This window comes from Mycobacterium sp. IDUB_9, from assembly GCF_055419505.1.
Map to the genome: position 1 here is coordinate 442,269 of NZ_JBVAXU010000003.1, position 19,804 is coordinate 462,072.

A 19,804-nucleotide genomic window follows, 5' to 3' on the forward strand; every position below is an offset into this window, starting at 1 on the left:
TTTGACGGGGCAGGCACGATCATGTGATGAGCGTCATCCTGCGCGGTGTCCCAACCGTTCTGCTGCCCGGCACCGGGTCCGACGACAACTACGTCTACCGGGCATTTTCCGATGCGCTGCATGACGCGGGCGGACTGGTGGTGACCCCGCCGCCGACTCCGGACCGGCTCGTCGAGGGCTACCTGCAGGCGCTTGACGACGCCGCTCGGTCTGGCCCCATCGCGGTCGGCGGGGTGTCCATCGGCGCAGTCGTGGCAGTGCGGTGGGCGTTGGACCATCCCGGCCGCAGCGTGGCCGTACTGGCCGCCCTGCCGCCGTGGACGGGCACCTCCCAGCATGCCCCCGCCGCGCTGTTGGCCCGGCAGTCGGCGGACCTGCTGCGGCGGGAGGGACTGGCGGCCACAGTGGCACAGATGCGGGCTTCCAGCCCGCCGTGGCTGGCCGACGAGTTGGCCCGCTCCTGGGTCGGCCAGTGGCCCACTCTGCCCGACGCGATGGAGGAAGCGGCCGGTTACCGCGCGCCCGGCAGTGCCGACCTCGAACAGCTTCGGGTACCGATGGGCGTCGCAGTCGCAACCGACGATCCCGTGCACCCGGCCGAGGTCGGCTATGAGTGGGTGGCCGCCGCGCCGCAGGCAGCGCTGCGGTCGGTCACGCTCGAACAGATGGGGCTCGATACCGGTGTCTTGGGTGCCGCATGTGTGGCGGCGCTACAGGAGGCCGCCAGCGACAGCGTCGCGACCTGAGGGGCGGACCGGCTAGCCCCCGGTGATGGTGCGCAGCTGCTGCATCGCCGAGCCCTGCACACTGCGCCGCGCCACCGGTTCGGCCGGCGGCTGGTCCTGCGGCAGGTCCGGTGACGCAGCGGCCTGCTGCTGGGCCGCCTGCTGCATCGCGGCCTGCTGCGCCGCGGTACGAAGTTGGGCCGCCATCGGCTCTGGCAGCTCCACCTGCAGCGGCGTACGCACCGGGAGCGGCGTGTCCCCGCGACGAATCACGGTGTCGGCCAAAGACGCCCGCGCCTCGTCGGCCAACGCATCGACGGTCTCCGGTGCGCCGTTGACCACACAGCGCACCATCCAGCGGTAGCCGTCGACGCCGATGAAGCGCACCACACCGCCATTACCCGCGCCGACCACCTCACGACCCCACGGGCCGTCCTGGATGACCACCGAGCTGGCGTCCTTGCGCAGCGACTCGGCGAGCTCACCGGCCACCTCACGCCACAGGCCGGCGCTCTTGGGCGCGGCGTAGGCGGCGATGGTGAAACGCCCGCTGGGAGTCACCACCCACACCGCACTCGGCGCCCCGGCCTCGTTGAGCTCAACCTGCACCTGGCCGCCGTCGGGCATGGGGATCAGCACCGAGCCGAGGTCGAGCCGACCCTGCACCGCAACGGCGGGGTCGTCGAAGTCCTCGACGTCGAACGGGCCCTGGTCGTCAGGCCAGTCCTCGCTCAGGTCCTCGTCAGCCGTGTCTGCCGGAGCCGGCTGCTCAACCCGCTCGTCGTCGTTCTGATCAGCCTTGTCATCAGCTGCATCGTTCTTGCGTTTTCCGAATGCCATCACAAACTCGCATGTCCGCCGGAGGAACCGTGGCCGCCGTCGCCACGGGAGGTGTCAGCCAGGCCCGCCTCGTCGAACGAGGTCACCTCGACCAACTCGGGCAGTTCTACCCGCTGAACCAACAGCTGGGCAATCCGGTCACCGCGGTTGATCACGATCGGAGTGTCGGGATCGAGGTTGATCAGCGAAACCTTGATCTCGCCGCGGTAGCCGGCGTCGACCGTGCCCGGACTGTTGACGATCGAAAGACCCACGCGTGCAGCCAAACCCGAGCGCGGGTGGATCAGGCCCACCATTCCGTGCGGGATGGCCACCGCGACGCCCGTGGGCACGAGCTCCCGCCGGCCGGGGGCCAGCTCGACATCGAGCGCGCTGTAGAGGTCTACGCCCGCGTCACCATCGTGCGCCCGGCTGGGCATCGGTAGTTCGCGGTCCAATCGGACGACCGCCAGAGAGGTGGACACGACGTCACAGATTACTCTGAGCCGCGTGTCAGACACGCGCGCAACCGCCCAAAGCGTTCACTACCGCGAACGTTTGTGGGTGCCGTGGTGGTGGTCGCTACCCGCTGCGGTGCTGGCAGGGGTGATCGCATTCGAGATCGGCCTGGCCGCCCCGGCCATTCCGGCATGGTTGCCGTACGTGCTGCTCTTCGGCGTGGCGGCGGCCGTGCTGATGTGGTTCAGCAAGACCGAATTGAAGGTGGCACGCGACAGCGCGGGCGACACCGAATTGTGGATCGGTGACGCACACCTGCCGACGAGCGTCATCTCCCGCGCGGCGGAGGTGCCGCGGTCAGCGAAGTCCGCCGCACTCGGCCGCCAACTCGATCCCGCTGCCTACGTGGTGCACCGGGCCTGGGTCGGCCCGATGGTCCTGGTGGTGCTGGACGATCCGGATGACCCCACCCCGTACTGGTTGATCAGTTCCAGGCATCCGGATCGTGTCCTCGCTGCGCTCAGCCGCGACTGAGCCGCGAATCGAGCCGCCCTCAGGCGGCGCAGTCCGTGCAGATCATCACGCCGTTCTTCTCGCTTGCCAGCCGGCTCCGGTGATGCACCAGAAAACAGCTGGAGCACGTGAACTCGTCGGCCTGCTTCGGGACCACCCGAACCGACAATTCCTCGCCGGACAGGTCTGCGCCGGGCAGCTCGAACGACTCGGCAGATTCTGTTTCGTCAACATCCACCACTGCGGACTGCGCCTCGTTGCGCCGCGCCTTGAGCTCCTCGAGCGAATCCTCAGAAACCTCGTCTGCTTCGGAACGCCGCGGAGCGTCGTAGTCGGTAGCCATCGTCTGTGTCCCCTCCCTTACCTTGCAGCAGAGCTTTGTACCAGCGTCGAACGCATTCCCCAAATGATTCGTGCCCGTATTGCCACACGTTTCACTGTGATTTACATCACAATAGCGTCTGAGCTCTGCTGCGTCGGCGAACGCGGTTGGCCTTAGAGTGCAGGTGTGGTCGCACAAATCACCGATGGCGCTGCCTTCGACCGTCACGGTCGACCGTTCCGTCGGCGCAGTTTCGTTCCCGGCATTGTGCTGTTCGTCGCACTGGCGGTGGTGACGATGATCGTGTGGATCATCGCGCTCAACCAGCCGACAGATGTGCACGAGGCCACGGTGTGCAACAACCCGCCCGCCACCGATCCGGCAGCCCCCAAGCTCGGCGAACAGGTGGCCGGCTCGGCGATGACCGAAGTCACGCCGGCACCGCTGGCCGAGGCCCGGATCCGGGTGCTCAACGCCAGCGGCCAGGGCGGCCAGGCCGGCGAGGTGGCCGGCGCGCTGCGCGATCTGGGCTTTGCCCAACCTGAGGCGGCAAACGACCCGATCTACGCCAACACCCGGCTGGAATGCCAGGGCCAGATCCGGTTCGGCCCGTCCGGCCGCGCCGCCGCCGCAGCGGTATGGCTGGTGGCCCCGTGCACCGAACTGTTCCAGGACGAAAGGCCGGACGCCACGGTCGACCTGTCCCTGGGCACCGAGTTCAGCGAACTCACCAGCAACGACGACATCAAGGCCGTGCTGGCCAGCCTTCGGCCCGACGCCACCGCCCCGTCGGATTCCGCGCTGCTGTCAAAGATCCATACCGGCACCTGCTAGCGCGTCGCGCAGGGCATCGGCGACGCCCGGCGCCGATGCCGCCGCGAACTCGGCACCCGGAGCGTCCGGCAACCAGACCGTCGCACCGGCTTCGGCGGCGATGAGCGCCGCCGCGGCCCAGTCCCATACCTGGACACCCTCTTCGTAATAGGCGTCCAACCTGCCGGCAGCGACCATGCACAGGTCGAGGGCACACGAGCCGATACGGCGCACGTCGCGCACAGAGGGCAGAACCCGTGCCAACACACCGGCCTGCCTCGCCCGCCGGGCGGGCTCATAGGCGAACCCGGTGCCCAACAGCGCCATCGACAGTTCCTCGACGGCACTGCACCGCAGCGGGGTCCGCACCCCGCCCCGCACGACGTCCGCGCCGTGTCCGAGGGCGGCCGAGTACACCTCACCGGCAGGCACATTCGCCACGGCTCCGGCCACCGACCGGCCGTCGTACTGCACGGCCACCGACACCGCATAGGCCGGGATCCCATAGACGAAGTTCACCGTGCCGTCGATCGGGTCGATCACCCAACTCAGTCCGTCACGGCCCTCCACCTGACCGCCCTCCTCCTCCCCCAGGATCGCCTCTGACGGTCGCAACACCGCCAGCCGCTCGCGCAGCCACCGTTCGGTCTCGGTGTCGACGATCGTGACGGGGTCGGTCGGGGTGCTCTTGGATCTGACGGTCGGCGCATCGTCACGTACCCCGTCACCGTCGGGGTTTGCGACGGTGCCGAACACCTCGGCACGCCGGCGCGCGACGAACTCTGCTGCTTCGGTGGCGAGTTGCTCGGCCACGGCCCTCAGGGCGGGAGCATCGAAACTGTTGTCGGTCACCGCTCTATCGCAACACCTTCTGACCGAAAAGTCGCTTCACAAGACGCCGGACCGGGATGTCGGACCGCACGCGCAGGCGTTGGCGAACTACTAGGGTGGGGGCGCGCCTTGGTTCGTCCCTCAGCTGTCCGACAGCCTCCTCACCGCCTGTCCCACAAAGGAGCACCCATGACCGCACCCGACGCGCCCGCCGCGGATCCGGTACCCGCCGCAGCGCCCCAACGCCGGGGATTCGGTGTCGATGTCGGCGGCAGCGGCATCAAGGGCGGCATCGTCGACCTCGACACCGGGCAACTCGTCGGCGACCGGTTCAAACTCGACACGCCGCAGCCGGCCACCCCGGAATCGGTGGCGAAGTCGGTGGCTGCGGTGGTGGCCGAGTTCGGCTGGACCGGCAGGGTGGGCGTCACCTACCCGGGCGTGGTCACCGAAGGCATCGTGCGTACCGCGGCCAACGTCGACAAGGGCTGGATCGGCGTGAACGCCTCCGAGGTGATCAGCACCGCGCTCGGCGGCCTGCCGGTGCGGGTCCTCAACGACGCCGACGCGGCAGGCCTGGCCGAGGAGCACTACGGGGCGGGCAAGGACAACTCCGGTGTCGTGGTCCTGCTGACCTTCGGCACCGGCATCGGCTCTGCGGTGATCCATAACGGTGTGTTGTTGCCCAACACCGAATTTGGCCACCTTGAGGTGGACGGCAAGGAGGCCGAGCACCGCGCCGCGTCGTCGGTCAAGGAGCGCAAGGAATGGAGTTACGCGCGCTGGAGCGAAGAGGTGAACAAGGTTCTCGTGACCATCGAGAACGCGATCTGGCCGGACCTGTTCATCGTCGGCGGCGGCATCAGCCGCAAGTCGGACAAGTGGCTACCGCTGCTGAAGATCCGCACCCCGATCGTGCCCGCGACGTTGCTCAACTCCGCCGGCATCGTGGGGGCGGCCATGGCCAGTCAGGATCCGGGACCGGCCGGCGCCCAAGCTACCGCCGGGTAACTTTGCCGTGTCGGGTTGGTCCGGTGGCAAAATTCGCCGCTCGGCACGGCGAACCCTCACACTGTCGTTACAATGGTCCTCGGCGGCCGCCTACCGAATAGCGGTGAATATCCCAGCCGATAAGAACGCCAACATTCGATAGCAGACGCATTCGGTGGAGTATGCCCATATCCACCGAGAATTTCGTGAGACCGAAAGGGTGTACGTGGCAGCGACAAAAGCAAGCCCGGCGACCGAAGAGCCGGTGAAGCGCACCGCTACCAAGACTCCCGCCAAGAAGGCCCCGGCCAAGCGGGCAGCCAAGAGCACGGCGGCCAAGGCCGAGGGCGGCACCGCCACCAAGCGCGCTCCTGCCAAGAAGGCGCCCGCAAAGAAGGCGACCAAGGCCGCGGCGGGCAAGCCCGAGGACGTCAACGACGACGCGGAGACCACCGACGACCTGGAGGCAGGTCCGGGCGAGGATCTCGACGTCGAGGACACCGAACTCGTACTCGACGAGGATCTCGACACCGACGACGACGTCGAGGATGCCGCCGACGACGAGGACGACGAGGCGGAGGAAGGCAAGGACGCCAAGGCCTCCGCGCCGGCGACGGCCAAGGCGGCCAAGTCCGACGAAGACCACCCCGAGCCGTCCGAGAAGGACAAGGCCTCCGGCGACTTCGTGTGGGATGAGGAAGAGTCCGAAGCGCTGCGACAGGCACGCAAGGACGCGGAGCTGACGGCCTCGGCCGACTCCGTCCGCGCCTACCTGAAGCAGATCGGTAAGGTCGCCCTCCTCAATGCCGAGGAAGAGGTCGAGCTCGCCAAGCGCATCGAGGCCGGGCTGTTCGCCACCCAGAAGATGGCCGAGTTCGCCGAGAAGGGCGAGAAACTCACCACTCAGGTGCGGCGCGACTTCCAGTGGATCTGCCGTGACGGCGACCGCGCGAAAAACCATCTGTTGGAAGCGAACCTGCGTCTGGTGGTGTCGCTGGCCAAGCGCTACACCGGCCGCGGCATGGCGTTCCTGGACCTCATCCAGGAAGGCAACCTGGGCCTGATCCGCGCGGTCGAGAAGTTCGACTACACCAAGGGCTACAAGTTCTCGACGTACGCCACCTGGTGGATCCGTCAGGCCATCACCCGCGCCATGGCCGATCAGGCCCGCACCATCCGCATCCCGGTGCACATGGTCGAGGTCATCAACAAGCTCGGTCGCATTCAGCGTGAGCTGCTTCAGGACCTGGGTCGCGAACCCACGCCCGAAGAGCTGGCCAAGGAAATGGACATCACGCCGGAGAAGGTGCTGGAGATCCAGCAGTACGCGCGTGAGCCCATCTCGCTGGACCAGACCATCGGCGACGAGGGCGACAGCCAGCTCGGTGACTTCATCGAGGACAGTGAAGCCGTCGTGGCCGTGGACGCCGTGTCGTTCACGCTGCTGCAGGATCAGCTGCAGTCGGTGCTGGAGACCCTGTCCGAGCGCGAGGCCGGCGTCGTCCGGCTGCGGTTCGGGCTCACCGACGGCCAGCCCCGCACGCTCGACGAGATCGGCCAGGTCTACGGCGTCACGCGTGAGCGCATCCGCCAGATCGAGTCCAAGACCATGAGCAAGCTGCGCCACCCGTCGCGCTCGCAGGTGCTGCGGGACTACCTGGACTAGCGCCACAACATCGCCTGACGATATCGGCCCCCTCCGGATGAACGGAGGGGGCCGATGTCTGTTGATCAGCTGTCGGAATCGGCGGACCCGGCACCCGATGCGCTCGGGGCACCGGCCTTCGCGGTCGCCTTCTCCTTGTCGGCGCCCGGCTTGCGGATCGACGACTTCACCGACGACGCGATCTTCTCAGCCGCACCCGAAACAGCCTCGCGCACTTCGTCTCCCGCACGGTGGGTGCCCGACCACGCCTTACCCGGCCTGGCCATGTTGCCGTCCTTGAGATGGGCCCCACGGTTGAGGGACCCGGCCGACTTCGCGCGGTCGACCCTGGAATCGACAATCGACCGGGAACCGAGGGCGGACTCGGCACTGCGGGCGGTCTCGGAATCGGCGGCGGCCTTGGCCGCGCCACTGTCGGCAACGGCAGCGGCGAGCGGCTTGAGCATGTCGGCCGCCGACCCGGTGTTGGACGCAACCGATTTCACCACGGGGGCGTCCGGCACCTTCTCGGTGCCGCCGGAATCGGGATCGGACTGGTGCCCGAACGCCTTGTCGACCCGCTTGATCACCTCGGCGCTGAACGCGCGATTGAACTTCGTGACCGAGAATGAGGCTTCGGCGACGCTGTGGTTGATCGCGGTGACGATCTTCGTCACGTCACCGGTGCCGAACGCGTCGGTCACCTGCCGCGCGGCCGCATCGAGTTGCCGCGTGAGCGTCCGCACCTGGAGTCCGATCTCGTGCTCGAACGACGGCTCCGGGGTGAACCGCTGACCGTTCCAATCGGTCAGCACCCAGCCGTCCTCGGGATTACCTTCGACGACCACATAATCGGTGTTGCCCAGCGCATGGTTGGTCAGCAGCCCGATCTTCTCCGGCGTGCTCAGATTCGTGGCGTTCATCATGGTCCAGAACATCATGGTGCCGCCGTGCGAAAACACGATGACGTTGCGGTCGCCCTTGTCGTACATGGTCTTCAGCGCACCATCGACACGCGCATCGAACTCATGGCCGTCGATCGATCCCGGGATCCGCTCATCGAGGGCACCTTGGAACGCCCAGGCGATCGGGGCCTTCAAGTAGCCGCCGAGCGCGCCGCTCTCAGGCGTGCCCTCGTAGTCGCCGGCCTCGATCTCCTGCAGTCCGGGCAGCACCTGGATGGGCAGACCGAGGTAGGCCGACATCGGCCCTGCGGTCTGCTGGGTACGGATCATCTGCGACGCATAGATGGCGTCGTAGTTGTTGTCCCCCAGCTTGTCGACCACGGCCTGCGCCTGCTCCCGGCCGAGCGGGGTGAGCGACGGACCCGGCGTCGAGGTGTCGATGTTGCCCGACGTGTTGCCCGCGGACTGGCCGTGACGCACGAAGGTGACCCTCATCGTCTCGGCCGCCCATGCGGGCAGTGCCGACATGAAGAAGAAGGCCATGGCGGTCAGTACGACACCGAGGCCTTTCCATCTTCCGCGGGTCCGTCTCCTCCTCGGACGGTGTTTCCTGGGATACGCAATGTCGTTGTCGGACTGGTTGCTTTCGGCCATTCCCTCTCCTCTGGACCTCATCCACGAACGGGTGTGACGACGGACGCATCATCCGGCGCGCTGTGATGGTGCCCACTGCCGTCAGGGCCGGGAGGTGGGAGTCTCGCTCAGCGGTACAGGTCGGTGCGAGGTGAGAGCCTGCGCGCCGAGATCGGCGCGTTGTTGCCGCCGGCCGGTTAGGCCGGCAACTCACGGTGGATGTCGAAGCCCTTGTAACCGGCCGCGGCGACATCGGCGATGATCTCGCTGTACACCCCGAAGCCGCCGACGAACGGCATGAACACCCGGGGCTTGCCGGGGATGTTGGCCCCCAGGTACCACGAATTCGCCTGCGGCATAAGTGTTCCGGCAGCACGGCGGGTGCACTCCTGCACCCACTCGGCGGCCGAGTCCTCGCGCGCCTCGATTGCGGGGGCACCCTGGGCGTCGAGGTAGGTGATCGCATCGGCCACCCAGTCCACGTGCAGCTCCGAGTGCAGCACCATGTTCGCCAGCACCGAAGGGGCGCCCGGACCGGCGATGTTGAACAGGTTCGGGAAACCGGCGACGCCGAGCCCCAGATAGGTGGCCGGTCCCTCTGCCCACGCCTCGTTGAGGGTGCGGCCGCCGCGGCCCACGATGTTGAGCTTCTGGACCGAGCCGGTCATCGCGTCGAATCCGGTGGCCAGGACGAGCGCGTCGAGGTCGTAGTGCGCGTCGGCGGTTTCGATACCGGCAGCGTCGATCCGCTCGATCGGCGTTGCCCGCAGGTTCACCAGTTGCACATGATCGGCGTTGAAGGTCTGGAAATAGTTGTCGTCGGTGCAGATTCGCTTGGCACCGATCGGGTGGTCCTTGGGGATCAGCAGGTCTGCGACGGCCGGGTCGTCGATGACGGCCCGCACCTTGCCTTCCCAGAACCGCCGTGCCGTGTCGTTGGCTTCGATGGTGACGAGCTGATCCGGGAAAGCCTTCGAGAACAGGACCCCGCCCAACTGCCAACGGCGCTCGTAGGTCTCGCGGAGTTCGTCATCGGAGACGGCCAGTGCGGACTTGGGGTGGGGCTGATGTGGTGAGCCACCGCCACTGAGCCGCGACAGCCTGCGCCGCTCGGCATAGTCGGCTTTCTGCGCGGCGCGCGTCTCTTCGTCGAGCGGCATGTTGCCGGCGGGCACGCTGTAGTTCGGGGTGCGCTGGAAGACGTACAGCTGTTCGGCCTCTTTCGCGATGCACGGGATCGCCTGGATGCCCGAGGATCCGGTACCGATCACTCCCACCCGCTTGCCGGTGAAATCAACGCCCTCGTGCGGCCAGTGCGCGGTGTGGAAGACATCGCCGGCGAACGAGTCGAATCCGTCGATCGCCGGGATGTTCGCGTTCGACAGCGGTCCGACCGCCAGGATGCAGAAGCGGGCGGACACCACATCGCCCCGATCCGTGCGGACCTCCCAGCGCAGCGTCTTCTCGTCGAGCACCATATCGGTGACCCGGGTCTGCAACGAGATGTCGTGCCGCAGGTCGAACCGGTCGGCGACATGGTTGAGGTAGGCCAGGATCTCCGGCTGGGTGGCGTACTTCTCGGTCCAGTTCCACTCCTGCTCAAGCTCGGGGTCGAACGAGTAGGAGTAGTCGACGCTCTCGACGTCGCACCGAGCACCTGGATAGCGGTTCCAGTACCAGACGCCGCCCACGCCTGCCGCGGCCTCGAACACCCGGACCGAAAGTCCTTGGCCGCGAAGGCGGTGCAGTGCGTACAGGCCCGCGAAGCCCGCGCCCACCACCACCACGTCCACCACGTCCGGGGTGTTGTCGGCGATATCGGAAGGTGTCGGTCGGGCTGTCACAATCAATGCCTTTCGCTTGGCGCTTCGGTTCGTCACGTTACGAACGACGATGTGCCACTGGCTGCCGTTGTCTCACTCACCGGCACAAACTCAGGCCGACGTGAACGCCGGGAATATGGTGGCGTTCGGGTCAGGGGCGACGCTGAGATCGACTTCCGCCGCGATCCACACGAAAGCCGATCCACACGAAAGGAAGTTGTTGGGATGCAGGCAGGTCCGGATACCTTGTCGGATGTGGTGGCGATCGTCACCGGCGGTGCACGCGGCCTCGGCGAGGCCTTCGCCCGGCACATCGTCGCGCACGGCGGCAAGGTCGTCATCGCCGATGTGCTGGACGACGACGGCGCGAAACTGGCATCCGAGTTGGGCGGCAACGCCCGCTTCGCCCACCTCGACGTGACCGACCCGGCGCAGTGGCAATCGGCAGTCACACTCACCACTGCCGAATTCGGTGCAGTGAACGGCCTGGTGAACAACGCCGGCGTCTCAACCGGGCAGTTCATCGAGCACGAGCCGCTGGATCATTTCCGCACGGTGCTCGAGGTGAACCTCGTGGGCGTCTTCAACGGCCTGCAGGCCGTCATCGCGCCGATGCGCGCCGCGGGCGGCGGCTCCATCGTCAATATCTCGTCTGCCGCCGGCCTCATGGGCCTGGCGCTGACGGCCGGGTACGGCGCGTCCAAGTGGGGCGTGCGCGGACTGAGCAAGATCGCCGCGGTGGAATTGGCGCCCGACCGGATCCGGGTGAACTCGGTGCATCCCGGCATGACCTACACGCCGATGACCGCACAGATCGGCATCGCGCAAGGTGAGGGCAACTACCCCAACACCCCGATGGGCCGCGTCGGTGAGGCCGATGAGATCTCCGGGGCCGTAGGTTACCTACTGTCCGGTGCCTCCACCTACGTCACCGGTGCCGAGATCGCCGTCGACGGCGGCTGGACCGCCGGGCCGACCGTCAAATACGTGATGGGACAGTGACAATCATGAAGCGACTTGAGGGCCGCCGGATCCTGGTGACCGGTGCAGGATCCGGAATCGGTCAGGCCACCGCGCTGCGACTGCTCGACGAGGGCGCCGCCGTGGTGGGCGCCGACATCTCTGCCGAAGGCCTGGAAGCCACCCGGCAGAGCGCGCAGCAGGCCGGCACCGCTGACCGGCTCACCGCGCTCACGATGGACATCGGCGACGAGGCATCGGTGATCGAGGGCGCGCGCACCGCGGTCGAGGCGCTCGGCGGCCTCGACTCGGTGGTCAACGCCGCGGGCATGCTGCGCGCGGTGCACACCCACGAGATGAGCCTGCAGGCCTGGAACCAGATCATCGGCGTCAATCTCACCGGGACATTCCTGGTGATCCGCGAGGCGCTGCCGGCGCTGCTGGAGAACCCGCAGAGTGTCATCGTGAACTTCAGTTCGACCTCGGCGGCGTTCGCCCATCCCTACATGGCGGCCTATGCAGCGAGCAAGGGCGGGATCCAGGCCATGACGCACGCACTCGCGCTCGAGTACGGCAAGCAGGGTCTGCGGGCGGTCAGTGTGGCACCCGGCAGCATCAAATCCGGAATCACCGATGCCACACCGGGACTCGTCCCCGCTGACAGCGACTGGTCGTTGTTCGCAAAGTTGTCGCCGATCATGCCGACCACCCTGGCTTCCGGTGGGGCCGGAATGGGTGACCCGTCCGCGGTCGCCGGGGTGATCGCGATGCTGGTGTCCGACGACGGTGCGTTCATCAGCGGCACCGAGATCCGCATCGACGGCGGTACCCACGCCTGATCAAGGTGACGAAGGTCGTCGTACCGTTCGGTTACGGCGCGACGACCTTCGACTCGGTGACGACAGCCGCCAGACCGACGTGGGCGTCCCGCCACAACCGCTGCACCGGGTTGCCGCGGCGCAGGGCGTCAACGTTTGAGTGACAGACGATCTCATCGATCGCCCGCACCGCCCGGCGGGCCGCGGCGATCTGGTCGCGGCGTGCACGTGCCCGCATCCCCGTGTCGATCGGCCCGTCTAGCACCCGGTTGAAGGACGCCGTGAGCGTGTCGAGCAGGACCAGCCGCGACGCCCTGATCTCGGCGGCCGCGTGTTCTTCGACCGGACCGGGTGCGCCGGCGGCCTCGAGATGGTGACCCAGTGCGCCCTCGGCCATGCCGATCACCGCGGCCGTGATTCCCAGCGGCGCAATGGTGCTGAGCGGAATGTGGTAAATGGGATTGCGCAGGCCCGCGTGTCCTGCCGCGGTGCCGTCGACGATCCTGTTGTGGTTCAGCAGGCGATGCCCCGGGATGAACACGTCATCAATCGTGATGTTCTTACTTCCGGTGCCGATCAATCCGATGGCATTCCAGGATTCGTCGTCGATGCGCAGATCTTCCCGCGGCACAAGCGAATACCCGAGTCCGTCGGTGTCGCCGGCACCGACCACGCGGGCGCCGACGACAACCCACTCGCAATGGTCGATGGCCGCCACCGATCGCCACTCGCCGGAGAGCCGGTAGCCGCCGTCGACGGGCAGGAGCAGTCCGGCCGGCGCGTGCGCCGAGGCGATCCAGACGTCTGAGTCGGCCTCCCACACCTCGTCGCGCAGGCGCCGGTCTGCAGAGGCCAATGCCCACGGCGGCACACCGACCGAACCGGCAACCCAGCCCGCCGCCCCGTCCAGCCGGGCGATCTCGAGCACGGCTTCGGCGAAGTCGCCCGGATGGGTCTCGATTCCGCCGAACTCCTCGGGCTGCAGCATGTGCATCACGGCGGACTCGCGCAGCGCCTCGACGGCCCGCTTCTCGAGCCGGCCGAGCTTCTCGTTGACGGGTCCGAGCGCCTGTATCCGATCGGCATTTTCGTTGATTCCGTCCAGAACGTCCCTGGTCATTTCAACACCACGCATCCAGAACTCCCTTGTCTGCCCTCGACCATGGTCAGGTACCGCGCCAAATGCTTGCGGCCGGATCTCGCTGAGTGGGATCGTGGGTGACTCAGTGTTCGACGTCCGAGGAGCATCAACTGGTGCCGGATTCCATCAGCAAGGCGGCCTCACCGCCACCCGCCGAGCAGCGTGACACCGCTGTGTCGATGGTGGATCGCGTCGCCCTGATCCTCAACACCTTCGACGAACCGGGCAAGCATCTGAGGCTGGACCAGATCGCCGGCCGGACCTGCCTGCCCCGGTCCTCGGTACACCGGATCCTCAAACAGCTGCACAGCGCCGGGCTCCTGCAGCACCGCCCCGACGGCTATGCGCTTGCCGCCTCCCCGCTGCCGGTGACCAGGATGGTCGACCACTCGCAGTTGCGCAGCGTGGCATCGCCGACCCTGTCCCGTCTGCACGCGGACACCGGTTTGGTGGTTCACCTCGGGGTGCTGTTCGGCGGCGACGTCGTCTACCTCGACAAGGTGGCGGGACGCAACAGCGCGGTGGTGCCCACCCGCGTCGCCGGGCACACACCCGCACATGCCAGCGCACTGGGAAAGACCATGCTGGCCCAGCTGCCCGCCGAAGAGGTCGACGCCGTCCTGGGCCAACGGCTGGCACGGCACACCCGGTCCACCATCGCCGATCTGGAGACGCTGCACCGCGAACTGGCACGGATCCGGTCCCGGCACGGGCTCGCCTACGACAACGAGGAACTGGCGATCGGCCTGACCAGTGTCGCGGCCCCGCTGCGCTCGACCGACGGCGAGGTGGCCGGCCTGTCGCTGACGGGCGCGGTTCCGTTGCACCGACTGCAGCGCACCGCACCGTTCGTCATCCGGGCGGCCCGGCACATATCCCAGCAACTCGGCTCCCGGCAATCCAGCGCGCGCGACTCCGCATCGACAGCGACGTCACAAGCGCAGGCGACCGACAACATGCTGTCCCGCGTGCTGCGGACGCTCACCTCCGACGCGTGGGTGTGACTTCCCATCGGCTACCAGATGATCTCGTCGACCTCCATGCCGAATGAGTGGCGGCCGACGAGCGCCAGCACCTGCTGCACATTGCTGGCAACGTGGGTCTGCGCGGTCTGGATGTCGCGCCACACCCGTTCCACCAGCGAGTCCCCGGTGTCGCCACCTCCCGAGTGCGCCATGAATGTCCGGACGGCCGCGACGGCACGTTCGGAGGCCAGTACCTGGTCGCGGCGCGATCGAAGCACCAGGTCGTTATCCGGGGCAAGGTCGGCACGCACACAGTCCATGAGGTCGCCGAGGTTGCGTTCGATCTGCTGGATCGACAACTCCAGATCGCTACACGCCATGGCCACCGGATCGACCGACGAACCGGCCCGGGGCCGCAACGCGCCGAGGATGTTCTCGGCCGCTCCGAGCAGGGGAACCGTGCCCGTGTGGGTGTACATGGTCGGCTGCGGCAACCGGTACAGCGGAGCCAATGAGCTGAGCTGGTCACCGCTGACCCAGCCGAACGTGCGGTACCGCGGCACCACCGCACCCGAGACGACGACGTCGTGCGCGCCGATACCGCGCAATCCCACGCTGTCCCAAGTGGATTCCACGACGTAGTCCTCACGCGGTACCAGTGCCACCAGGAAATCCTGGGCCGCACCATCCTCACCGACCAGCACCGCAGCGGCCATCAGCCACGACGAATGGAGGATTCCGGTGCATCTGCTCCACCGGCCCGACAACCGGAATGCGTCACCCACGCGTTCGAGCCGACCGGTCGGGGCGTATGACTCACAGAGCAGGGTCCGCGGATCCCGGCCCCACACATCGCGCTGGGCACGGTGATCGAACAGCGAGAGATGCCAGGTGTTGACACCCAACCACCCGGCGAGCCAGCCCGTGGAGGTACAGGCCGCGGACAGGTCACGGGTGACCGCCAGGTACTCGGCCGGGTCGGCCTCCATCCCGCCGAACGCCTTGGGCCGCAGCATCGCAAAGAAGCCGGCATCATGCAGGCCGGAGATCACCGAGGGGTCGACGGCCGCGGCGCGGTCGACATCGGCTGCCGCCGCGGCGATCGCCGGCAGTGCCTGGCGCACCGCGCCGCGCACATTCTGCGTCATCGCTGCCGCCCTGTTCTGCCCGTCGGAGTGTGTCACCATCGTGAATACCATTCGTCGCCCCTCCCAGGAGGTCATATGGCTGAGCCGCCCGGTGTACCCGGCGTCGAGCCCAGCATCTCGGCCGTTGAATCGATTGCCGTCGTGCGTAATTCAGAATCGGGTCGGTTGCTGCAGCCGGTGCGGTACGGCGGACGCGCGGTGTCACCGGGCGAATACGTCGCGGCGGTGGCCGACCTCGCCTCGCGCGACGGATCGGCGGGATGGTTCGCCGCGGCCGTCAACGCCGCGGCTCATGCGGTGACCGCACTGGGCGACGATGCCGCCGAACGGGTGTGGAACGCCGACGCCGGAGCGTTGGTGACCGCGTGCGCAGCACCGACGGGACGGTTGGCTCCCGTGCGCGGGCAGTTTCGGCTGACCGGTCGCTGGGAATCGGTGACCGGTGCCGACGTCGCAGACTGGCTGCTGCTCAGCGCCTTGGAAGGGGATGCCGGGGATTCCGTGCGCCATGTCCTTCTCCCCCGTCGTGTCGCGCAGGTGGACGGCGGCGTCGACCGGCGTGGCCTGGACGCAGCGGGAATCGGCGACATCACGGTGTCGGACGCGGTTGTCGACGAGAGCTCCGTGTTTTCGCCATCCGATGACAATCTTTGGGGCACCGGCGAATTCGATCAGAAACCGCTGCCCTACCGGATCCTTGCCGGAGCCGGACAGGCCGCTGCCGTCGTCGGCGCAGCGTCCGGTGCGTGGCAGGCGCACGTCGGTCAGGTCCGTCGGCGGCTGGCCACCTCCTACGGCAGTGAGGACACCACCGAACTGACCGCCTCGGCGGTACTGGTGGCCACGGCGGAATCCGACATCGATGCCGCCCGACTGCAACTCACCGCAGCACTGAGCGCCGATGACGACGGCGCCGCCACAGCACTGCGACAGGCCGTCACCCGCGCGCGCAACGCCGCCGACCAACTGCTCAGCAGCGGCAGCCGGCACGCGCTCGACGCAACGGACCCGGTGGCCCGCCTCTGGCTCGACGTCCTAGCCGGATACCGCCTGACGATCCGAAGCATCGACCGGCCCGCCGGCGGCTGAACCCGCCCGCGCCGACAACTCGGCCAGAACCTGCGGCACACGGTCGGCGATACCGTACGGGTCCGACACCTGATCACCGCAGGTGAGCACGCAGATCGCCATCTCGTCGCGGTAGCTCCACCCGGTGAAGTTCAACCCCATCGGGAACACGATCGGCCCGGACGAGATCAGCTGCTCGATCTGGGCACCACCCCAGTACAGCGTTTCCTGCGGGCCGCGCATGTTGGACGCGATCAGGCTGAACATCGGGCGGCGCTTCATCTTGGCCCCGAGGATCGGCAGTACCCGCGAGTACAACCAGAACAGCGGCCAGTACTCCATCCAGTCGTGCTGCAGCCAGGCGTCCCGCTCTGCCTGCACCTCGCGCGCGGCCCGGGTCGCCGACGCGACCGCCGCCAATCTCTCCACCGGATCGGCGATGTTCGTCGCGAGTTCGACGTTCCATCTCGCCACCTTGTTGCCCCACTCGGCCTCGGTTTCCGTCGGGCGCATCGAGACGGGCACGACAGCGGTCAAGCTCTCCTCACCGGCCTGCCCGCTCTCGACCAGGTAGTCACGCAGGGCGCCGCCGCAGATGGTCAGGAAAACGTCGTTGATGGTGACTCCGAATGCCTTCGACACCCGCTTGATCTCCGTGACGTCGCAGCGCCGGTAGGCGAATCGGCGGCTGGCCGAGAACGGCTCGTTGAACGGCATCGCCGGCGCGGCGAAAGCTCCTGCGTAGCCGGGCTTTCCGGCCTTCTGCCGGCGGCGGATCACCCGGGTCACCGCCGCGGTACGGGCGATGATGCCGGGAAAACGGGCGAGCGCCGCAATCTGGTGACGCAGTACCAGCGGCCACCAGACCCACGGCGCGGGGCGTTGCTCGTTACGCAGTCGGGTCTGCCCGGGCTGCGGGAGCGGTGTCGCCGGATCGGTGCTGTACAGGGTTTCGAGCAGGCGCAGCGATGCGGTGCCGTCCGCGACGGCGTGGTGAATCTTGAGCACCAGGGCGACCCGGCCGTCTTTGAGGCCGTCGACGTACCACAGCTGCCACGCCGGTCGGTCGCGGTCGAGCGCCACCTCGAAGATCTCACCGATGGTCGCGGCGAGCTCCTCGTCACCGCCGGGTGCGGGCGCGGTCGTCCGCTGGACGTGATGCTCGATGTCGATCTGCGGCCGCGACACCCACCACGGCCGGCCGAACCCCACTCGCGGGGACAGCAACTGCCACTGCAACGGTTCGATCTGATCGACCCAGCCCTGCACGGCGGTCTTGACCCGATCGAAGGTGAGCGGTTCCGAAACCTGGTCGGGGTCCAGCACGACGGCCTTCATCGTGTGCTGCGGTTGGACCGAGCTTTCCCATGCCAGGAAGCTGTTGTCCTCACCCTTCAAACGCCGCATTCTCAACCTCGCTTGTCCGGCCGCCGACACGGCTCTTTCTGTGGCTGCCATCACTCTTATCGAATCGTGTGTCCCACCAGACAAGCTGTCCCGCCCAGCGAGACTTCGGGGCCCGCTGCCGGACCGGTGCGACCTACGGTTTGCGCCATGAAGCGAGCCATTCCGCGCCCTGCCAGCCTCGCCGCCAGGGTCAACCGGTTGCGGGTGATCGCCCGCAGCATCGCCGTGCTGCGCAAGTCCGGCCTGTCCGGCGGAGCGTCCGACGGCATCCGGCAGGCGAAGCTGGTCCGCCAGTTCGGCGGTTTCGCCGCCGTCATCGACAGCGCCGCCACCCGCGATCCCCACGCCATCGCCATCACCGACGAATGGGGCGACGTGACGTTCGCCCAACTGAACGACCGGGTGAATGCACTCGCCCGGGCCTGGCACTGCCGGGGAATCGGAGCGGGCTCGGTCATCGCGGCGCTGTGCCGGGACCACCGCGGGCTGGTCACCATCCTGGCCGCGGCCGGCAAGGTCGGGGCGCAGCTACTGCTGATGAACACCGGCTTCGCCAAACCGCAATTCGCCGATGTCGCGACCCGCGAGAAGGTCGACGTGCTGATTTACGACGAGGAGTTCACCGACCTGGTCAGCGCCATCGATCCGGGCGTGCGCCGCTTCCTGGCCTGGACCGACGAGCGCTCGAGCACCGACATCGAGGGCTCACTGGAGGGCCTGATCGCCGCCACCTCACCGGCTCCGGTCGCCGCACCCGCCAAGCCAGGCGGCACGACGCTGCTGACCAGCGGCACCACCGGTACTCCCAAGGGCGCGCCGCGCGGCAAGACTTCTCCCCTGTTCTCCGCGCAGCTGCTGGACCGGGTGCCGCGCCGCCGCGGTCAGACCTGCATGCTCGCCGCACCGATGTTCCACGGGACCGGGCTCGGCCAGGCCGTGCTGTCACTGGCATTGGGCAACCGCCTGGTGCTGCGACGCAAGTTCAACCCGGAAGAGACCCTGCGCGCCGTGCAGAACCACCACTGTGACGTGCTCGTGGTGGTACCCACGATGCTGCAGCGAATCCTGGCTCTGCCCAAGGATGTTCGCGACAGCTACGACACCTCGTCGCTGAAGATCATCTTCGTCTCGGGCTCGGCGATGCCACCCGATTTGGTCGAGCGCACCCTCGCCGAGTTCGGCCCCGTCCTCTACAACCTCTACGGCTCAACCGAACTCGCGGTCATGACCGTGGCGATGCCCGAAGATCTGAAGCACGATCCGCGCACCGCGGGCCGGGCCCCGGTCGGATGCGCGGTCCGCCTGTACGACTCGGCGGGCCGGCAGATCACCGAACCGGGTGTGATCGGGCGGGTTTTCGCCGGCAGCGACGTGAGCTTCGCCGGGTACACCGACGGTCGAACCAAAGAGTCGATCCATGGGCTGCAGAGCAGCGGCGACGTCGGCCATTTCGACGACACCGGTCGGCTCTACATCGACGGTCGGGACGACGACATGGTGATCTGCGGTGGCGAGAACGTCTACCCGCTGGAGGTCGAGAATTTGATCACCAGCCATCCCGAGGTCGACGAAGTGGCCGTGATCGGGGTCAGTGACGCGGATTTCGGTCAACGGCTCAACGCGTATGTGGTGCTGGTCGACGGGGCCTCTCTGGGCGCCGACGAGATCAAGGACTACGTACGGGCGAACCTGGCCCGGTACAAGATTCCCCGCGACGTCGAGTTTGTGAACACGCTGCCCCGCAACGCCACCGGCAAGGTGCTGCGCGGCCAGCTGACCGGGGGTGCCAAGTGAGCGGCTCAAGCATCCAAGAAGACAA

19 protein-coding genes are annotated in these 19,804 nt (G+C 67.6%); 10 read left to right on the forward strand and 9 right to left on the reverse strand.

Translation table 11 applies throughout. The features are described from left to right. Positions 1-26 precede the first annotated feature (26 nt). Positions 27-746, forward strand: coding sequence for an alpha/beta fold hydrolase (locus ACZY08_RS16500; RefSeq protein WP_463745595.1), 720 nt, complete (start codon positions 27-29; stop codon positions 744-746). 12 nt (positions 747-758) lie between these two features. On the opposite strand, the gene ACZY08_RS16505 is transcribed toward ACZY08_RS16500, so the two are convergent. After that, a complete protein-coding gene (locus tag ACZY08_RS16505; protein ID WP_463745594.1) occupies positions 759-1,565 on the reverse strand; it encodes a DUF3710 domain-containing protein in 807 nt (268 codons plus the stop codon). Continuing rightward, entirely contained in the window at positions 1,565-2,029 is a 465-nt protein-coding gene (dut, locus tag ACZY08_RS16510) for a dUTP diphosphatase (protein WP_463745593.1), read from the reverse strand. Before dut ends, ACZY08_RS16505 begins: the two co-directional genes overlap by 1 nt. Positions 2,030-2,054: 25 nt before the next feature. Between dut and ACZY08_RS16515 the strand changes: the two genes are divergently transcribed. Beyond that, the gene (locus ACZY08_RS16515) at positions 2,055-2,537 is read left to right on the forward strand and encodes a DUF3093 domain-containing protein (protein WP_463745592.1); all 483 of its coding nucleotides are present in this window, start codon (positions 2,055-2,057) and stop codon (positions 2,535-2,537) included. A gap of 19 nt (positions 2,538-2,556) precedes the next feature. Here the strand turns inward: ACZY08_RS16515 and ACZY08_RS16520 are convergent, their stop codons facing one another. Next, entirely contained in the window at positions 2,557-2,859 is a 303-nt protein-coding gene (locus tag ACZY08_RS16520; protein ID WP_209917335.1) for a DUF4193 domain-containing protein, read from the reverse strand. A gap of 165 nt (positions 2,860-3,024) precedes the next feature. Here ACZY08_RS16520 and cei point away from each other — a divergent pair, with 165 nt between their 5' ends. Beyond that, a complete protein-coding gene (gene cei, locus ACZY08_RS16525; protein ID WP_463745591.1) occupies positions 3,025-3,672 on the forward strand; it encodes an envelope integrity protein Cei in 648 nt (215 codons plus the stop codon). On the opposite strand, the gene ACZY08_RS16530 is transcribed toward cei, so the two are convergent. Beyond that, entirely contained in the window at positions 3,646-4,503 is an 858-nt protein-coding gene (locus ACZY08_RS16530) for an inositol monophosphatase family protein (protein ID WP_463745590.1), read from the reverse strand. The two genes, cei and ACZY08_RS16530, sit on opposite strands and share 27 nt — an antisense overlap. A 168-nt stretch (positions 4,504-4,671) precedes the next feature. On the opposite strand from ACZY08_RS16530, the gene ppgK reads away from it, so the two are divergent. Both ppgK and ACZY08_RS16540 read left to right on the forward strand, forming a co-directional pair. Continuing rightward, positions 4,672-5,493: a polyphosphate--glucose phosphotransferase gene (gene ppgK, locus ACZY08_RS16535; RefSeq protein WP_463745589.1), complete on the forward strand. Its 822-nt coding sequence runs from the start codon at positions 4,672-4,674 to the stop codon at positions 5,491-5,493. A 205-nt stretch (positions 5,494-5,698) separates the two neighbouring features. Continuing rightward, the gene (locus ACZY08_RS16540) at positions 5,699-7,138 is read left to right on the forward strand and encodes an RNA polymerase sigma factor (RefSeq protein WP_463745588.1); all 1,440 of its coding nucleotides are present in this window, start codon (positions 5,699-5,701) and stop codon (positions 7,136-7,138) included. A 65-nt stretch (positions 7,139-7,203) separates the two neighbouring features. On the opposite strand, the gene ACZY08_RS16545 is transcribed toward ACZY08_RS16540, so the two are convergent. Next, the gene (locus tag ACZY08_RS16545) at positions 7,204-8,676 is read right to left on the reverse strand and encodes a histidine phosphatase family protein (protein WP_463745587.1); all 1,473 of its coding nucleotides are present in this window, start codon (positions 8,674-8,676) and stop codon (positions 7,204-7,206) included. Between the two features lie 176 nt (positions 8,677-8,852). After that, entirely contained in the window at positions 8,853-10,499 is a 1,647-nt protein-coding gene (locus tag ACZY08_RS16550; RefSeq protein ID WP_463745586.1) for a flavin-containing monooxygenase, read from the reverse strand. 204 nt (positions 10,500-10,703) lie between these two features. On the opposite strand from ACZY08_RS16550, the gene ACZY08_RS16555 reads away from it, so the two are divergent. Next, positions 10,704-11,480 carry an SDR family oxidoreductase gene (locus tag ACZY08_RS16555; protein WP_463745585.1) on the forward strand — a complete coding sequence of 259 codons (777 nt, stop codon included), beginning with the start codon at positions 10,704-10,706 and terminating at the stop codon, positions 11,478-11,480. Positions 11,481-11,485: 5 nt separating this feature from the next. After that, positions 11,486-12,277: an SDR family NAD(P)-dependent oxidoreductase gene (locus tag ACZY08_RS16560; protein ID WP_463745584.1), complete on the forward strand. Its 792-nt coding sequence runs from the start codon at positions 11,486-11,488 to the stop codon at positions 12,275-12,277. Between the two features lie 31 nt (positions 12,278-12,308). Here ACZY08_RS16560 and ACZY08_RS16565 read toward each other — a convergent pair whose 3' ends face one another. Next, a complete protein-coding gene (locus ACZY08_RS16565; protein ID WP_463745583.1) occupies positions 12,309-13,376 on the reverse strand; it encodes an acyl-CoA dehydrogenase family protein in 1,068 nt (355 codons plus the stop codon). A 134-nt stretch (positions 13,377-13,510) separates the two neighbouring features. Here ACZY08_RS16565 and ACZY08_RS16570 point away from each other — a divergent pair, with 134 nt between their 5' ends. Beyond that, positions 13,511-14,401 (forward strand): IclR family transcriptional regulator, encoded by an 891-nt coding sequence (locus ACZY08_RS16570; protein WP_463745582.1) that lies wholly within the window; start codon positions 13,511-13,513, stop codon positions 14,399-14,401. Between the two features lie 11 nt (positions 14,402-14,412). On the opposite strand, the gene ACZY08_RS16575 is transcribed toward ACZY08_RS16570, so the two are convergent. Further along, a complete protein-coding gene (locus tag ACZY08_RS16575; RefSeq protein WP_463745581.1) occupies positions 14,413-15,549 on the reverse strand; it encodes an acyl-CoA dehydrogenase family protein in 1,137 nt (378 codons plus the stop codon). A gap of 36 nt (positions 15,550-15,585) precedes the next feature. Here ACZY08_RS16575 and ACZY08_RS16580 point away from each other — a divergent pair, with 36 nt between their 5' ends. Further along, positions 15,586-16,599, forward strand: coding sequence for an acyl-CoA dehydrogenase family protein (locus ACZY08_RS16580; protein ID WP_463745580.1), 1,014 nt, complete (start codon positions 15,586-15,588; stop codon positions 16,597-16,599). Here ACZY08_RS16580 and ACZY08_RS16585 read toward each other — a convergent pair. Beyond that, positions 16,546-17,985 carry a wax ester/triacylglycerol synthase family O-acyltransferase gene (locus ACZY08_RS16585; RefSeq protein ID WP_463745579.1) on the reverse strand — a complete coding sequence of 480 codons (1,440 nt, stop codon included), beginning with the start codon at positions 17,983-17,985 and terminating at the stop codon, positions 16,546-16,548. The two genes, ACZY08_RS16580 and ACZY08_RS16585, sit on opposite strands and share 54 nt — an antisense overlap. Before the next feature lie 147 nt (positions 17,986-18,132). Between ACZY08_RS16585 and ACZY08_RS16590 the strand changes: the two genes are divergently transcribed. Further along, positions 18,133-19,779: an AMP-binding protein gene (locus ACZY08_RS16590; protein WP_463745578.1), complete on the forward strand. Its 1,647-nt coding sequence runs from the start codon at positions 18,133-18,135 to the stop codon at positions 19,777-19,779. Positions 19,780-19,804: the final 25 nt, after the last annotated feature.

Bases quoted from the DNA above. Each gene is read 5' to 3' on its own strand.
- ACZY08_RS16500 (WP_463745595.1), top strand. From the start codon at position 27: ATGAGCGTCATCCTGCGCGGTGTCCCAACCGTTCTGCTGCCCGGCACC.
- ACZY08_RS16560 (WP_463745584.1), top strand. From the start codon at position 11,486: ATGAAGCGACTTGAGGGCCGCCGGATCCTGGTGACCGGTGCAGGATCC.
- ACZY08_RS16505 (WP_463745594.1), bottom strand. From the start codon at position 1,565: ATGGCATTCGGAAAACGCAAGAACGATGCAGCTGATGACAAGGCTGAT.
- ACZY08_RS16575 (WP_463745581.1), bottom strand. From the start codon at position 15,549: ATGGTGACACACTCCGACGGGCAGAACAGGGCGGCAGCGATGACGCAG.
- ACZY08_RS16590 (WP_463745578.1), top strand. From the start codon at position 18,133: ATGAAGCGAGCCATTCCGCGCCCTGCCAGCCTCGCCGCCAGGGTCAAC.
- ACZY08_RS16555 (WP_463745585.1), top strand. From the start codon at position 10,704: ATGCAGGCAGGTCCGGATACCTTGTCGGATGTGGTGGCGATCGTCACC.
- ACZY08_RS16545 (WP_463745587.1), bottom strand. From the start codon at position 8,676: ATGGCCGAAAGCAACCAGTCCGACAACGACATTGCGTATCCCAGGAAA.
- ACZY08_RS16580 (WP_463745580.1), top strand. From the start codon at position 15,586: ATGGCTGAGCCGCCCGGTGTACCCGGCGTCGAGCCCAGCATCTCGGCC.
- ACZY08_RS16520 (WP_209917335.1), bottom strand. From the start codon at position 2,859: ATGGCTACCGACTACGACGCTCCGCGGCGTTCCGAAGCAGACGAGGTT.
- ppgK (WP_463745589.1), top strand. From the start codon at position 4,672: ATGACCGCACCCGACGCGCCCGCCGCGGATCCGGTACCCGCCGCAGCG.
- ACZY08_RS16565 (WP_463745583.1), bottom strand. From the start codon at position 13,376: ATGACCAGGGACGTTCTGGACGGAATCAACGAAAATGCCGATCGGATA.
- ACZY08_RS16585 (WP_463745579.1), bottom strand. From the start codon at position 17,985: ATGCGGCGTTTGAAGGGTGAGGACAACAGCTTCCTGGCATGGGAAAGC.